The 15,965-nt window shown below is 38.6% G+C and carries 8 protein-coding genes; 3 read left to right on the forward strand and 5 right to left on the reverse strand.

Going from position 1 to position 15,965, the window contains the following annotated elements; translation table 11 throughout:
- Positions 1 to 123: 123 nt before the first annotated feature.
- Together V6R21_RS15955 and kdsB are read left to right on the forward strand one after the other, a co-directional pair.
- A complete protein-coding gene (locus V6R21_RS15955) occupies positions 124 to 786 on the forward strand; it encodes an arginine-tRNA-protein transferase (protein ID WP_334244629.1) in 663 nt (220 codons plus the stop codon).
- Between the two features lie 99 nt (positions 787 to 885).
- Positions 886 to 1,623, forward strand: a complete 738-nt coding sequence (kdsB, locus tag V6R21_RS15960; protein ID WP_334244630.1) for a 3-deoxy-manno-octulosonate cytidylyltransferase — start codon at positions 886 to 888, stop codon at positions 1,621 to 1,623.
- A gap of 35 nt (positions 1,624 to 1,658) precedes the next feature.
- Here kdsB and V6R21_RS15965 read toward each other — a convergent pair whose 3' ends face one another.
- Positions 1,659 to 2,642 carry an endonuclease/exonuclease/phosphatase family protein gene (locus V6R21_RS15965; protein ID WP_334244631.1) on the reverse strand — a complete coding sequence of 328 codons (984 nt, stop codon included), beginning with the start codon at positions 2,640 to 2,642 and terminating at the stop codon, positions 1,659 to 1,661.
- Between the two features lie 234 nt (positions 2,643 to 2,876).
- Positions 2,877 to 4,511, reverse strand: a complete 1,635-nt coding sequence (locus tag V6R21_RS15970; protein ID WP_334244632.1) for a GMC oxidoreductase — start codon at positions 4,509 to 4,511, stop codon at positions 2,877 to 2,879.
- A 413-nt stretch (positions 4,512 to 4,924) separates the two neighbouring features.
- Between V6R21_RS15970 and V6R21_RS15975 the strand changes: the two genes are divergently transcribed.
- Positions 4,925 to 6,145 carry a DUF445 domain-containing protein gene (locus tag V6R21_RS15975; protein ID WP_334244633.1) on the forward strand — a complete coding sequence of 407 codons (1,221 nt, stop codon included), beginning with the start codon at positions 4,925 to 4,927 and terminating at the stop codon, positions 6,143 to 6,145.
- 40 nt (positions 6,146 to 6,185) lie between these two features.
- Here V6R21_RS15975 and V6R21_RS15980 read toward each other — a convergent pair whose 3' ends face one another.
- The 3 genes from V6R21_RS15980 to V6R21_RS15990 form a co-directional block, all read right to left on the reverse strand.
- Entirely contained in the window at positions 6,186 to 7,853 is a 1,668-nt protein-coding gene (locus V6R21_RS15980; RefSeq protein WP_334244634.1) for an ABC1 kinase family protein, read from the reverse strand.
- Between the two features lie 193 nt (positions 7,854 to 8,046).
- Complete coding sequence (gene tamL, locus V6R21_RS15985; RefSeq protein ID WP_334244635.1) at positions 8,047 to 10,410, reverse strand: translocation and assembly module lipoprotein TamL; 2,364 nt, start codon at positions 10,408 to 10,410, stop codon at positions 8,047 to 8,049.
- A 57-nt stretch (positions 10,411 to 10,467) separates the two neighbouring features.
- Positions 10,468 to 15,750 (reverse strand): translocation/assembly module TamB domain-containing protein, encoded by a 5,283-nt coding sequence (locus V6R21_RS15990; RefSeq protein WP_334244636.1) that lies wholly within the window; start codon positions 15,748 to 15,750, stop codon positions 10,468 to 10,470.
- Positions 15,751 to 15,965: the final 215 nt, after the last annotated feature.

Here is a 15,965-nt window from a genome sequence, read left to right on the forward strand (position 1 = left end):
AAGTTTACCGCTTCGGCTTTTTTTATCCCTGAAATTACTATTTTGTATACTACATTTGTTACAAGACAAACAGACACTTTTTAAACTGTATCTGCTCAACTGGTCAAAGTCTAAGAAATGAATATGTCAAGTAGGTTAATAATTGAAGAGTTCCAGAATGAGAAAGTAACATCTGAACAGATGGAAATGCTTTTGGCCGCTGGATGGAGACATTTTGGGGAGAAGTTTTACCGATACAATATCAGCATTTACGAGAATAGGGTTTGCAGTGTAATGCCACTTCGCATCAGTATGAAGGACTTTCAGTTCAGTAAAAGTCAAAGAAAAATTTTAGCTAAGAACAAGGAATTTAGCGTTGAGATCAAAGACCTTGAAGTGGATGCCGAAAAAGTAGCACTGTTCGAAAGACACAAAAGAAAATTCAAGGAAAATATCCCTCAAAGCATTTATGATTTCCTTTCTTACAAATCTCCGGCATACTGCCCACTCTTAACCAAGGAAGTAAGCGTTTATGATGGCAGAAAGCTGATTGCCTGTAGCTTTATGGATGAAACAGTAAATACTTGCTCAAGCATTTACGGAATGTTTGACCTTGACTACGGAAAGTATAGTCTTGGGTTACTTACAATGTTATTGGAGCTTGAGTTTGCCATCGCTAACGGAAAGGAATACTATTACCATGGTTACTGTTATAACATTCCTTCTTTTTATGATTACAAAAAGAAGTTCAACAGCCTGTATTATTATGATTGGCATGGGCAATGGCTCCCATTTCCAAAACAGTAAAAGTCCCGAACTTTCAATTTCTTCACTCTGATTCAGAAAATCTCTAATTTATCCTATTTTTGCGCATAATCTGAAGCAAAAATTAGGATAAACAATTATATGATTCTAGGAATAATTCCTGCCCGCTATGCCTCCACAAGATTTCCAGCCAAACCTTTGGCAGATATCAAAGGCAAAAGCATGATTCAGCGTTGCTATGAACAAGTAAGTAAGGCTCAATCAATTGACAAGGTAGTTGTGGCTACTGACCATCAAGAGATTTATGATCATGTCCAAAGTTTTGGGGGCAATGTAGTCATGACTTCTACAGATCACCCAAGTGGTACTGATCGTTGCTTTGAAGCTTTGCAGTTGCAAGAAGAGACTTATCAATATGTGATCAATATTCAGGGCGATGAACCTTTTATCGATCCATCTCAGATTGATGAACTGGCAGCATTACTTCAATCAGGTGAAACCGAAATCGCTACATTAGGGATCAAAATCAAAGAGGCTGAAAAGCTTTTTGACCCCAACACAGTCAAGCTGATCAAAAACAGCGAGGCTGATGCGATCTATTTCAGCAGACAGGCAATCCCATTCTTAAGAGACTTCCCTCAGGATGAATGGCTCGCCCAGCATGATTTCTACAAACACTTAGGAATGTATGCTTACCGAAGCGATGTGCTTGAAAAGATCACACAATTAAAACCCTCTACCCTTGAGCAGCTAGAAAAGCTAGAACAGCTACGTTGGTTGGAGAATGGTTATAAGATAAAGGTGAGTATCACAGACAAAGAGAGTATTGGAATAGACACTCCTGAGGATCTTGAGAAGGCTATTAAGAAACTGCTATAAAAATAAAAGGCTGACATAAACTGTCAGCCTTCTTTTTATTTAAACCTGAATTTCATCATAACAGGATAATGATCTGAAATATCTCCAAAGTCACTTAGCACTTTCCATTCCAGACTTTCAATTCTATCCTTGGTGTAAAATATAAAATCCAGATGCTCATTATCAGGATAATAAGTTACAGCTTGTCCTTCATTTAATTCTGACTCAGGACACGCCACTCCCATCTCAGGATCATCCAGCAAGATCTTAATTCCTGCATTCTCATAGTCAGGATCACTGTTGAAATCTCCCAGCAAAATTACAGGATAACTCTTAGCATACTGTTTAAATAATTGCTGTGCATATTCGATGTGGTTGATTCTGGTTGTCTGGTCAAAAGCCTCAGTATGTATATTGATCAATATGACCTCAGTGCCATTAATATCAATTTTGGCAACTTCAGCTAACCGATCGAGGTACATGGCTTTATAATAGAATGGCTGGCTTTCCACTTTTTCCAATACAATTCTTTCGTGCTCCTTAATCGGGAACTTACTCAAGAACGATTGTCCGGAAACAATTCTTCCATAATGAGCTGAAACAGGAAAATATGGAAATGGCAAATACTTTTTATCCCAATTGACTGCAATTGCTCCATACTGCATTTTAAGGTGCTTTGCCAGCTCATCATGCTGATTGACTTTATAAGAACGATTGCTGTTGAAATCAATCTCCTGAAAAGCTATAATATCTGCATTGACAGCCGAAAGCTTTTCTTTAGCCCTCCTCATATTATCTTCAAACAGCACTTTCTCCATCTTTACACTTTGATTATTGAGCATTCCTGACAAATACCCAATGTTATAGGTTAGCAGAGTAAAGACTGAATCATTCTTAGACGCTTCAGCGTCAGTATAAGTCATAACTTTACTGTACTCCGCTTCTTTGAGGTTAGGAGACTTTGCCCAAAAATAAAATGCTCCTACTCCAACCAAGAGTAAGTCAAATGTATAAAATGCGCCTTTAAATAGTTTTTTCATTATTGGTTAGTATTAGCATTTGTAATGGAGAATTGAATAACTCTCTTCTTAAAAAGTTTTTTAATCCAACTTCTGGTTGTTTTAGCATCACAGTAGAAGTTAATTATGAAATACGTCATTGCCCCTCATATAGCCGATTATATTTGGAAATAATCCAGTCAACATATTTCGACATAAAAATAGCGTAGCTTTTACGAAGCTACGCTATTTAGAGGATAAAAAATCATTACAATTTTATCTTTCAACTTTAACGGATTGTTTTGATTCTATCTCTTTCAGCATTTCATCCAAAGATTTGCCATGATACCCATCTTTCTTGGGTATTTGAGCCATGGCATATTCACTAAGCGTGGTGATTGTCAAGCTTGGGTTTACACCTAGGTTACATGGAATGATTGAGCCATCCAAGACATACATATTTGGATAGCCATTGACCTCAAACTTATCATTGACAACACCTTCATCCGCATTCTTACCCATTGGACATCCGCCAAGGATATGTGCCGTCATAGGTGTATTGAAGAGTATTTCTGTCAAAACATTTTGAGGCGTTCCATTTACTTTTTCTGCATATCGGTACAGTACCTGTTGCCCAATATCGATATAAGCAGAGACAGCTTTGCTGCTTTTACTGTCAAATTTCATACTTCCACCAAACAACCCCTTCTTCCAAACCATCTTCATGGACTCTTCCAATGACTGCATTACGAGTAAAATCAGCGACTGATCACCCCATTTCCTGAACTTGAATGTAGCCTTCAAAAACTGTCGTGGCTTTGAAATAATATGTCCGATCATTTTCCCTATCCTGACTACTCCAGGTCCTGGACCAGCCGCCATTGCAGCCAACCGTCCCATAGCGCCTGATTCAGTATTATACTTTACAACTTCAATATGTGTATCTTTGTCAGGGTTAAAGTATGAACTGATTGCAACTCCATGGTTCAGCTTCTCATCCGTATTGGCAATCCCACACAGCATCTCTGAATTTGTTCGAATATTAGAACCCAGTTTGTCAGAAAGCTTTGATAGTGTACCATTTTCAAACTTTTGACTTAATAGCATCTTTAGAGTACCAATTACACCACCACTGACCACAAGCCCTTTAGCACGAAAGCTTTTCTTTTCTTTACCAAAAAGCTTAGTGCTGCTTTTTGTCTCAACAGTGTAATACGCTCCATCATGAGAAATACTTGTTGCCAAGGTCTCTGGTAAAATTTCTGTCCCAAATTTTTCAGCAAAATAGAGGTAGTTCTTTTCTAAGGTATTTTTGGCATTATGACGGCAGCCGATCATGCAGCCAGCACACTTCTGACACCCTTTACGTGCAGGACCTAATCCTTTGAAGTATGGATCTATTTCCTTATTCGGATCCCCATAATATACCCCAATATTTACACCTCCGAATGACTCTTCTTTACCCATGTCCCTTGCGACTTCTTTCAGTATCTCATCCTCACGATGAAAATCTGTGTAGGGTATTGTTCCAAGCATAAACTTGGCTTTGTCATAAAATGGCGTCAGTGTTTTTTCCCAGTCACGGTAATGAGCCCAGACCTTATTCTCAAAAAACTCGTCTCCCGGTATCATATGAGTATTCCCATAGACATTGCTTCCACCACCTACTCCAACACCTCCCAAAATGAATACTTCTTTAAAAAAAGTAAGCTTCTGAAACCCAAAACACCGAAGTAGAGGTGCCCAAAGAAATTTCCTTATATTCCAATCCGATTTCGGGAAGTCCTTGTCCTTAATGCGCTTTCCTTTTTCAATTAACAATACAGAGTACCCTTTCTCTGATAAGCGCATAGCAGAAACACTTCCTCCGAATCCAGATCCGATAACTATATAATCGTAGTAATTTTCCATTGTGATTTGGTTTGGTACCAATACTGATTTGGTTGAAAGGCGAGACTTTTAATATTTAAACGATTTGATATGGTAAAAGTAGTCTCGATTAATCAGTCAGTATTTGTACTTTTTGTATAGCTTTACAAAAAATACCGAATCAATCTGTTATAGGATATAATAAATATTGACACTTAATTTTCAGATACTTGGCACTACTATTTCCTATATGATTTACGGTAGTTTGTCAATGTAGTAAATCATTTAAATTAATGTCAAAAATACACGTAATATGAATATGGAAATGCACACTGTTTAAGGTATTTTTTATCATTTGTTAAAAACAAAGCCCCCTCAATTGAGATAATTTCAGTTCAGCTATCGAATTAGATTTTTTAATGAATAACTTTAAACTTAAATAGACATCCCAATATATGACGCCATTAATCAAGGAAATATTTCTCTACCTGTCCATACCTCTTTCCAGTGGGATCATTGGGTGGTTCACCAATATTATGGCGATCAAAATGACCTTTTACCCTTTGGATTATATTGGGATAAGACCAATTGGCTGGCAGGGCATCATCCCCTCAAATGCTCGAAAAATGTCAGACAAGGCGGTAGACTTGCTTACAACCAACTTACTGAAGATCGATGAGCATTTCAGTCAGCTAGATCCTGAGTTCGTTGCTAAAGAAATGCAAGCTAGTCTGCTTGACCTCACTAGAAAAACGGTCGATGAAGTAATGATGGCTGAAGCCCCTGCCATATGGGAAAAAACACCTCAAAAAGCCAAGCAAGTTGTATATGATACAGCAGGAAGCAATATTCCTTCAGTGGTCACCAAGGTGATGGAAGATATCGGTGGGTCTATCAAAGAAATGCTTGACCTTAAAATGCTGACGCTGGAAGCTGTATCCAAAGACAAAAGACTACTGAATACCATCTTTATTAAATGCGGAAAGGAAGAGTTCAAGTTTATAGAAAAGTCGGGATTCTACTTCGGTTCCCTATTTGGAATCACACAGATGGTGATTGCCTACTTCTATAACCCTTGGTGGTTGTTACCGCTATTTGGCGTCATTGTGGGTTATGCAACCAACTGGCTAGCCTTAAAGCTTATATTTGAGCCTAAAAAACCTATCAAGGTTGGACCTTGGACACTCTTGGGACTTTTCCTCAAGAGACAGAAAGAAGTGGCTGACGAGTACTCCACCATCATTACTGAGCGAATCTTGACCACTGAACGCATTTTCCAGTATATCTCAAGAACTTCCGGTAGAGATAGACTTAAAGAGATTTTGGAACATAGACTTGGAGAACTGATTGATTCAACCTATGATAAAGTGAAGGACCCTGTTGAGATTTGGGTAGAAAGTGAAGATGCACAAAAGCATTTGGGTATTATTAAAAGTATCGCACTTTTTCGCTTTATGCAGGAGTTTCATATCTGCTTAGAAGATATCTACCCCTATGCAGACAAGACACTCAACATTCGAAATATCTTAAGGGAGAAAATGGAACAACTTCCGTATGAAGATTTTGAAGGATTTTTACGCCCTGCCTTTCAGGAAGATGAAATGACGCTGATTATTGTAGGAGCTATATTAGGAGGATGTGCAGGAGCTTTACAATTTATACTACTGTTCAGCTAATAAAAAAGCATTGACCATTAAGGTGGCAATGCTTCTCTATTCAAGGACGTTTTTTTCTATAAAAGATAAGTACTAACCCCAATATAAAAGCTAAAATATATCCTACCATACTAATATAAGGTATCCCCCAGGCATTTCTTGGTAGATGATCTCCAGAGGCTGCGACCATTATCGATGAGGAAATAATAAGCGTCGAAACCAGCAGGGTAATGTTAAGTCTAGTCACTACAACTCCCAGCATAGCCGACAGCACTTCGATAGAATCGATATCCAACTTGAGTGAGAGCTTACCCGTACGAGCCTTCTTTAGGATAGATTTTAACTCCATCGGCAGATTATAGAAGAGTGAACTCATCTGCGTTATGGAATAATAGAAATCTGTAGTCAAATTGCCTAACGTAAACTGTTCCTTAATCAGTTTTGTACCATAAGGCTTAATCATTGGCATCATATCAAACTCTTTGTAGAGTTGTCTGCCGATCCCTTCTAAAATTGTCAGGGCTCTAAGTATCAGAAAAATTGAACCTGATATTGAAAGTCTGTACTTATAAATGATTTTTTGTAGCCTTCCAGTTATTTCAGCCATCTGAACATCTTCATCTCCATAAAGGATAAAGTCTTCAATCAGCTCATTCAGATCTTGCTCAAGGTCTTTTTGGTTTTCGATTTCATTGCCAGATGACATCCGTTTCAGATAGATCGCCATCCCTCTAGCATCCGCCTTAGACATGCTCACCATAAAATTTGCAAAAGCAAATCGCTGTGCCTTGGTAAGCTTGCCAATCATGCCATAATCCAGTAACAGAATTGTACCGTCAGGCTTCACCAAAACATTACCGGGATGAGGGTCTGCATGAAAATATCCTAATTCAAATATCTGTTTCAGGTAAATTTCCATTCCATTCTCTACAACTTCTTTAGGGTCAAGTCCCCATGCTATAAGTTGAGTTACATCCGTGATCTTACAACCACTGACAAACTCCATTGTAAGCATTTTTTCAGTCGTCAGTTCTTTGTAAGGCTTGGGTACATAAAGCTTCTTATCATTTTCGTAAGCACGTCTGAAGTTTGCTATGTTTCTGACTTCCGTATTATAGTCAAGTTCAGTCTGCATGCTCTTTTCAAACGTACTGACAATTTCTAGTGGATTGAGTATACCAATACTTTTAAAGAAACTCTCTGTTTGCTTTACAAAATCTATTAGTAGAGAAAGGTCTGTCTGAATCTGTTTCTTTGCTTCAGGACGTTGTATTTTGATGACAACATCTTCGCCATTGATTAGCCTTGCTCTATGAACCTGCCCTATTGAAGCCGATCCTAAAGGCGTACTGTCAAAATAACTAAATGTTGCGGAGATAGGCTTTCCAGTTTCTGTCTCAATAATCGCTTTCGCTATTTCAGCATCAAACGGAGGAACATTGTCTTGAAGCTTTTCAAATTCCTGAATCAGGGGCTTGGGTAGTAGGTCAGGTCGGTTACTTAGTATCTGTGCGAATTTGATAAAAGTAGGTCCTAACTCTTCAACTACCATACGGATACGTTCCCAACGTGTATAATCCTTTACAGGACGATCATCACGTTGCCAGTCTTCCTTTACAAATCGGTTCAGTTTTGTAGTTGTTACAATATCTTCAAACCCGTATTTGACAAGTACTTTAATAAACTGCTGAATCCGCTGAATATTTCTGACTGTGTTGTTGAAAAGCATTCCGAAAAAGTTTTTTAGGTTATCTGTTTGTTAGCATTGACAATGTGAAGCTCCGAAAGCTTTTAATAATCCAATTTAAATATATGTAAATATATGGAGGTTTAAAGAGAACCTGAAAGAATAATCCAAATTAATGAACACCTATTCATTATGAATAGATGTTGTTATTGCTCCCATATAACATAAGCAGCTTTTAGAATGGATATCCAATCGCTACATTCACTACTAGGTTTTCTGTAAACCAATTCCAGTCAAAATCTTTAATGACCCACTGATGATCAATAGGACCTCCTGAAATCGGGTCAATATTGTATGGAACTTTAAATGGCAAGGCAAAATCAAACCTAAGGATAAAGAACCCTGCCGCATCTATTCTAAATCCTGTTCCACCACCTATTGCCAAGTCATTTAAGAAAGTTGATTTATTAAACTCTCCACCAGGTCTTGAACTGTCAGCATTTTTTAACCAAATATTACCCGCATCTACAAATAGTGCCCATTTTAAATACTTATGCAAGTCATAACGGTACTCAAGACTTGACTCCAGTTTGATATCACCCGAATGTAATGCAAAGCTATCACTATTGGCCTCATCACTAGGGTCTACAGAGTATGACCCAGGTCCTAGTGTTCTAGTTCTAAATGCCCTGATACTGTTAGGTCCTCCCACAAAATATTGCTTCACAAATGGCATTGTGGTAGAGTTTCCAATCGGGAAGCCAAGTCCTGTATACAGTCTTGCTCCAATTTTAGACTTCTTGGTCAGCTGCCAAAAGTACCTAAAGTCCGTACCTAACCTGATATATTGAGAATACGGATAGCTGAAGAGTCTATATGGATTGGTTTCCGGATCATGGTTAGGTGAATCCCCTCCCTGCAATAGGTAAAGCAAGTTACCCGAAACATCAATCGACCCTCTGAAGAAAAACTTATTAATATTCTCAATCTCTGGAGCAGAATTATAGGTAAAGGAGTAATCAGACCCTACAATAAACTGTGGTCTGAATGTCTGCCCCAGAAAAGGAAACGTCTCCGATAAATCAGCAATGGCACTGGTATCACTTGCATTCTGGAAGCCTATCACGACAGGATTGATCTGATGCCTGATTTTTTCACTTGTGCGCCAATCATATCCAAAAGACGCATTGAAGTAATCAATTTTCAAGCTAGGGTTATCAAACTGGTCGGTTGGTGGCAGACTGAAATCATAGCGCTGCATAGATACCAGAAAGTTGGTAAAAGGAATATATTTCCCCTTTTGCCAATTGACCTTAAAAGGAACCATCAGTCTTGGAACTGTCAGCCTTGTTTCCAGACCATATATCAAAAGACGATCTACGGTAGCATCGGATTTCCCATATTCGGTCTGAACGCCCAAGTTTCCTTTTACGGAAAATACTTCACCTCCTCCAAACAGGTTTTTATGCTTCCACGTTACATTGAACTCAGGTCCAATAAACCCATTATCCCAATAAGCCATACCCAGTTCGAACTGCAATGACTTCTGCGTCACCTGAGACATCCTTAACCTTGCATCAAGTACCTGTGTAGAATCGTCTCTCTCCTTCAGCTTTAGGTCAACAAACCTAAAAGCGCCCATGCCTGTGAGAAGCTTAATTGTTTTCTGTTGCTTTTCCCGAGAGTACAGGTCTCCCTCATGAAATTGGATAAGGTCTTCCAATACAGAAGGTCTCATATTTCTTGGATTCCCCCTATAGGTGAATTCCTCCAATTCAAGTGTCGTATGGTTCTTCGATACATTCAAGCTGTCCAGGTCAAAGTCTGGTTCTACGACAATGTCTCCAATTCGGTATTGCTTAAATGCCTTATCTGTAATGGAGGGACGAATCTTTAACTCAACATCCATCTGCCTGTTTCCTACTGTCGAATCTACCAGAAACTCCAGATACTTTGGGTTAAAGTAATAGTAACCCAGATTTTTCAACTCATCATCAATATGCTCTGCCTCATCTCTTAGTTTCTGAAGACTGTAGCGCTCCCCTTCCCATAGTAGGCTGTATTCCTGCAGGGCATAAACAGTCTTTTGTAAGGAAGTACTATCGCTATATGGAAACGCTATACTTCTTATTGTGTAAGGCTGTTGGTCAATCGTAACTTTGTAAATTACGTTTACCTCTTTTTCCTTTTCATTTACTTCTTTACTGGCTGTCACCTGGGCGCCATAGTAACCATTATTATTCAACTTGTTTTCCAGAAGTCTTACAAGCTTATTGGTGATCAACTCATCATACAGTACGGGTTTTTCCCCGAACTTTTTACCCATCCACTTTGGAATGCCTTTCTTTTTTTCCTCAGCTTTAAAATGATAATAGACACCTACCCTCTTTCCAAATAGTTGACTGTTTGGCGATGGCGTTAGAGAGCCTTCTAATTCCCCTTTTACATCATTGGTCACAATGATACTGTCAGGAACGTTATACTCGATGGTTGCTCCATTATAGAAGTTTTCATTTTCAGCTAAATATTTGGATGGATTACAGCCAAAAAGCAGAATTAAAAAAATGGCAAAAACATTTAGGCGTATCTTCAATGACATGCTCTCTATTAAATAGTTATTCGATTATTATTGAATCATTCATTAGGTAGAGGAAATTTACTCCTCTTCTTCTCTTGGCTCATACTCTCCATTACCATGCATAGCAGGAGACTGACCTGATGAGTTATTCTCTGGTGTATTTTCAACAGGGTCCTTGTCCGGAAGGTTTTCAAAAGAATCTCCTCCACTGTGTTCTGTCTTATCAGGTGCTCCAGTATTGGAGTTTTTCAATGAATCAACAGCAGAGTTGGTTTTAGCAGGTGCTCTTCTTGACCTAGTACCTTGTTCGGTTCGTTTGATTCTTCCGATCTCTCGCCTTCTGTCTTTCTTCTTCTCTATATTCCGAATAAACAGCTCCCTGAACTGATTATATTGTCTGTCATATATAATGGAAACACCAGTCTTGATTACTTGTGGCGTAAAGTATTCCTTATCATTCTCACTGAATAGTTTTGTACGCAAGGTTCCATCACGCATGATCTTATACTCCAGTTCAAAGTCAGTTGTAAAACCGGATGTGTTTGCGGCTGCACTAGCCTCTGCACCTGATTCACTTTCCACAGAATAAGTACCCCCTACAGTTACAGAAATTCGGTCATTGAGCTGTTTCTTCACTTCAACACCCACATCTGTAGTTGTACCAGCATTATTTCCCTGATCATAACTATCCAAGTTGAAATTCAGGTCAACGCCCTTGATATACTCACTTGAAAGGTTATTCAGTTGGTTCGTGATCATGGAACTCAGTGTACCTCTTACAATCTCAGCGCCCTCAGTACCTCCAGAACCTGTCATATCTACAAACCCTCCTACCATTAGAAGGGAGAATACTTGCTTATTCAGTGTACTTGGGTCATCATTAAGTTCAGCCAATGCCTTTTCTATATTGACATCCCTGCCATTAATATCTTCAGGGTATTTCAATTCAAAGGAAATCTCAGGGTTCATTACTTCTCCATTCAGGTTCAGGTATACCTGAAAGGTTTTCCTTTTCCTGTAATTTACATCATCATTTCTAACCAAATTGGCTACTAATGGATATGGCGGTGTTTTGACAGTATAAATAGCACTAATATCTGCCAATGGCTCATATGGGTCTCCAGTCCAATAGATACGACTGCCACTTCTCATGGTAAACTCCTTTTTAGGAACCACTCGATAAAAAGTCAGTCCATAATATCCATCCTCAATTATATACTCTCCTGTCATGGTCATGTCTCCTCCCGGATCCATATTAATGTTCAGTTCCCCACTACCTGTAAGTTCCAGTGCATCTCCTGCTTGAGGGTCCATCACTACTGTCATCTTGGTACCACTCTCAATATTGACCCTTGACTCCAACTCTAACTGGGAATAAGTTGTATTACTTTGGTATGTAGAATCTATATCAAGACTGTCCATGGTTATAAAAGTCACAATGTCTTCCCCTTTATCAAGTTCACCAACCCCTCCATCAACATATACATAAGTCAAGTCTGTTGTATTGTCAATATTGACATTAGACTTAATGTCCAAATGATCTAATGTTCCCTTGATTTTGGTTGTGTTATCTACTACCAGCAATCCATAAATTTCTTGCCCTTTTTCAGGTTCAGAATTGATCAGTTCAAATTTGTCCGCCAGTATATTCAAGTCAAACTGAAAGTCCGCATAATCTTTCGTAAGAATAAAGCCATATAAGGATGCCTTATTACCATTGGTGTCTACAAGATCAAAATCGTCTATTTTTATTCCTTTCTCTATAAAGGCTATTTCTCCTCCTTCAACCTCAAACCTACTTCCCGTCATTTTAATCTTGAATTTCGGTTCAAGTGTATTTACTTCCCCCCTTACTGAAAGTGGTGCTGTACCTAAACCTTTCACATCCAATTCTCCTTCAATTCCTCCTCTCAGGTCAGATAAATAGTCCTTGGCAAAATAGGCAAATGGGTCAAAGAGAAACTTATCGATGTCCAAGCTCAGGTTTAGCGGCACTTCTTCATTATCCAAGTTGTAATTCCCATTTAAAGCAAACGCTCCTACAGGTCCTTCCATCGACATGTCAAAGTCATATTTACTAACCCGAGATTTGTTACTTGCTGACAAGTTTAGGTCTCCAAATAGGTTATTCATAACCCCCATATCCTTAAATAGGAGTTTCGCGTCTAAAGCGCCGTCATCTTCATATTTCAATGATAGATTCAAGTTGCCATTCACATAAGAAGTATCCTTCTCTGTAATCTTGGTCAAATGAGTAAAGTCCAGATTATCTATATTGGCAACAATAGTTGTGTCCTGTCCCGACGTTTGAGATGCTACAGCCAGTGACATTCCATTATGTCCAATTTTGAAATCCTTGAAGAATGGTAAGCCATCTCCTAGAATGATCTGATTATTACTGTCAGCTATCCAAGGATCATAATTGATGATCAATGTATCTTTAAGGTTGAATGCATAATGGTTCTCCTGACTGGTCAATTGACCTCCTATATCCAACCATTTCTCTTTAGTATCACTTAATCCAAGGATATTAAAGTCTATCTTGTCATTGGCTACCTTACCAAACACCCCAAAGTTTTTCAATACCATTAGCTCAGGCACTGTTACTTTCTCCACTTTAGAGAAGAATTTAAGGGATTTTGAATCTGCTTTTATACGTACTTTCAAAGAGTCTACCGTCACATCCTGATAAACCATATTTGGCATCACAGTCGATAGGTATAATGCATCTCGCTCCTCATCATACTCTCCTTCAATTCCTGAGAAGGTTATACTTTCCAAGCCAGGAACCAACCCACTAGTCAGTAATGACAGGTTTACAGGCTTAATTGAAAAATGAAAGTTTGCTCCCTTGATTTCCTCTATCTCTACTTCAACGCTGTCATTTATGGAGAAATAGTTTTCAAACCTTGCCGTCACCATCGTAAGAAGCGTATCCATTGGGATATTTGACTCAAAATTACCTTTTATGATATCAGAGTTCAACACACCATGTGCACTGGTACTATCCAAATGACCTTCAAAATCAATTGTGTTGATGGAATACTTTTTTGTGCCTTTCAACAAGCTAATGTCTTTCAACTGAACATCTGCTTTCATATTGGAAAGTTCTACCCCCACAATATTCATATCCAGTTCGGTACTGACAGCTATGGTATCCTCCATAAATCCCAACTCCTTGAAATGGGCTTTCCCCAAAATACCTTTCAACATTATGGTAGGAACTTCTTTATTGAAGTCTGCATCAGCTGCTATTTTATATTCCAAGCCATCCCCATCTATACTAGAAATAGCTTTTACAGCCATCCTATCAGCTTCTCCTTTCAAAAGAAGGTCTTTGTAATGATAATGGTTATACTCAGCATCAATCACTCGAAGATCAAAGTCTACATTCAGGTTATTCTCAGGATCAAAACCAACTCCTTCAGCGATTACAACAGCAGTCAAGTTTCCAATGGTTGTATCATTCAGAATATTCCCTACTTCCAAATGAGAGACTTTAGCTTCACCTCCATATTGCTCTCCAGGCTTCATAAAAGCATTTAGGCTGACATCTCCCATATCAGTGGTTGCATCAACTGTCGCAACAAGGTTTTCCAAGGTACCCTTATAAGTTGCTTTGGCATTTAACCTCTTTGGAAAAGTCATCCCTTCAGGAAAAAGTGTATCAGGTAAAATACCATAGACCCTATTCAGGTCAGCATACATTGTATCCACAGAGATATCCATCAACAAGGAATCCACTTCAGGCAAGCCCTTTATATTACCACTGGCTTGCATCAGTATATTCCGTTGTTCTCTTACAGTTAATTTCTCAATGTTAAAGTTATTGACCTTCCCTTTTACTCGACCATTCCCTGTTATATTCCACCCCTTCAGTTTGGTAAAATATGGGTCTGTTTTTAATTCAGGAGAAAAGTAAAGTGCATCCTTCGGTGAAAGCAACATCGAGTCCAATGCATAACTGAACCCTACCTTATCCAACTCATCCGCAATTCTCAATAAGGAAGGAAAGTTCAAGGACAATTGATTTTTGAGGTAACTGTTTCCTGTTGCCATTACAAGGTTTTGTGCTTTCAAACCTTCTTCTGGCTTTATCTCAATAAGTCCTTTAAGTTTTTTGAGTTTAAAACCTGACTTCTCCACAAAATTACCGGAAACCCAATCAACAGCAATCAACTCATCTCTGACTACTAGATTTTGCAACTCAACCCCAAACTGCTGAACCAGTAAATGACTGAAATCCATCCCTTCAGCTACAGGTTCATCATGAAAATCGTCAAAACGGAGTGTGTTATCTTTCAGTAAAACATTTCCGACATCCACTTTCCACCCCATAACCAGCCCCGTCTCTGATTCATCAACTGCAGATGGTTCGTCCTGAACTTCAAGTGAGTCTTTTGGAGCACCCAAATCTTTGATAGCATAGCCTGCTTTGGTTTCAATTAGAGAAACTTGCTCAATGTTCACTTTCTGGTTCAGCAAGTCAACCAATATTTCCTCTACATTGAATTCACCTACAACAAGGTTGGCTTCATTACCTCCGGGCAGGTCCTCATACAGTGCTTTCACATTTTCCAACCCTACACTTTCAAGGTTAATCCTATAATCAAGAGGCTCAGAGGAGACTGTATCTTCTGATACAACCTCGCTGGCAGGAGTCTCTGTGGCTTTTCTCATTCGATAAACAAGGTCCGTATCCACCAGCTTGGAGTCTCCAATCCGATAATCATTGGTATTCAGGTTTATCTCATCAATTTCTGTCTTAAACTCTCCTAGTTTTACTTCAGCAAAATCTCCTGATGCTTGGTCGTCATACAGGAGATAAATATTTTTAAGAGAAATATCTTCAATTATAATTGGTGGGACAGCCGTGGAAGTAGTATCAGGTGCAGACGCTTCAGAAGCAAATGCATTAACGATATAGTCAAAGTTAAAAACACTATCTGCAGACTGTCTCACTTTGGCTGTAAGCCCATCCAGCTCCACATCATTAATATGGATAGACTCGTAAAAGATTGTTTCAAAATCAACATCTATAGCCAAATCTTTCACATACAACAAGGTATCACCTGTCTGATCCTCTAAATAAACTCCCCCCAATACCAATGAGGTGGGAAAACTCAATGCTATCTCATCGATTCGCACTTCAGAACCTATCTTTTGCTCTAGGAAATTTACAGCGTACCCTGTTACTTTTTCTTGAACATAGGGCACTCTCAAAACCCCAAAAATGAGGATACATAGCAACAGAAAAATGATTCCAAAAGCCAAAAGCCCTGCCTTTAGAATCTTTTTGCCAATTGAAGACTGATGTTCTTGTTTTTCTTTTTGATTTGTTTCCATTAAATAATCACTCATCACGGCTGCATCCTATTCAATGCACCTATTGATATTATTCAGATGTCCTTATTGGGATATACCTTACTTAAATATATTGATTAAAATTGACCTTTCTCTGTAAAAATCGGTCAGCACAGGGAGATACTGCTTCTATTTTAGATTAAATAAAAAGTTTTAACATAAAAAAGCTATACCAACACAAATATGGCTGAAATATAGGTCTGAAACAGCGT

The sequence above is a fragment of the Limibacter armeniacum genome (assembly GCF_036880985.1).
GTDB classification, from domain to species: domain Bacteria; phylum Bacteroidota; class Bacteroidia; order Cytophagales; family Flammeovirgaceae; genus Limibacter; species Limibacter armeniacum.

Bases quoted from the DNA above. Each gene is read 5' to 3' on its own strand.
- V6R21_RS15955 (WP_334244629.1), top strand. From the start codon at position 124: ATGTCAAGTAGGTTAATAATTGAAGAGTTCCAGAATGAGAAAGTAACA.
- tamL (WP_334244635.1), bottom strand. From the start codon at position 10,410: ATGTCATTGAAGATACGCCTAAATGTTTTTGCCATTTTTTTAATTCTG.
- kdsB (WP_334244630.1), top strand. From the start codon at position 886: ATGATTCTAGGAATAATTCCTGCCCGCTATGCCTCCACAAGATTTCCA.
- V6R21_RS15965 (WP_334244631.1), bottom strand. From the start codon at position 2,642: ATGAAAAAACTATTTAAAGGCGCATTTTATACATTTGACTTACTCTTG.
- V6R21_RS15990 (WP_334244636.1), bottom strand. From the start codon at position 15,750: ATGAGTGATTATTTAATGGAAACAAATCAAAAAGAAAAACAAGAACAT.
- V6R21_RS15975 (WP_334244633.1), top strand. From the start codon at position 4,925: ATGACGCCATTAATCAAGGAAATATTTCTCTACCTGTCCATACCTCTT.
- V6R21_RS15970 (WP_334244632.1), bottom strand. From the start codon at position 4,511: ATGGAAAATTACTACGATTATATAGTTATCGGATCTGGATTCGGAGGA.
- V6R21_RS15980 (WP_334244634.1), bottom strand. From the start codon at position 7,853: ATGCTTTTCAACAACACAGTCAGAAATATTCAGCGGATTCAGCAGTTT.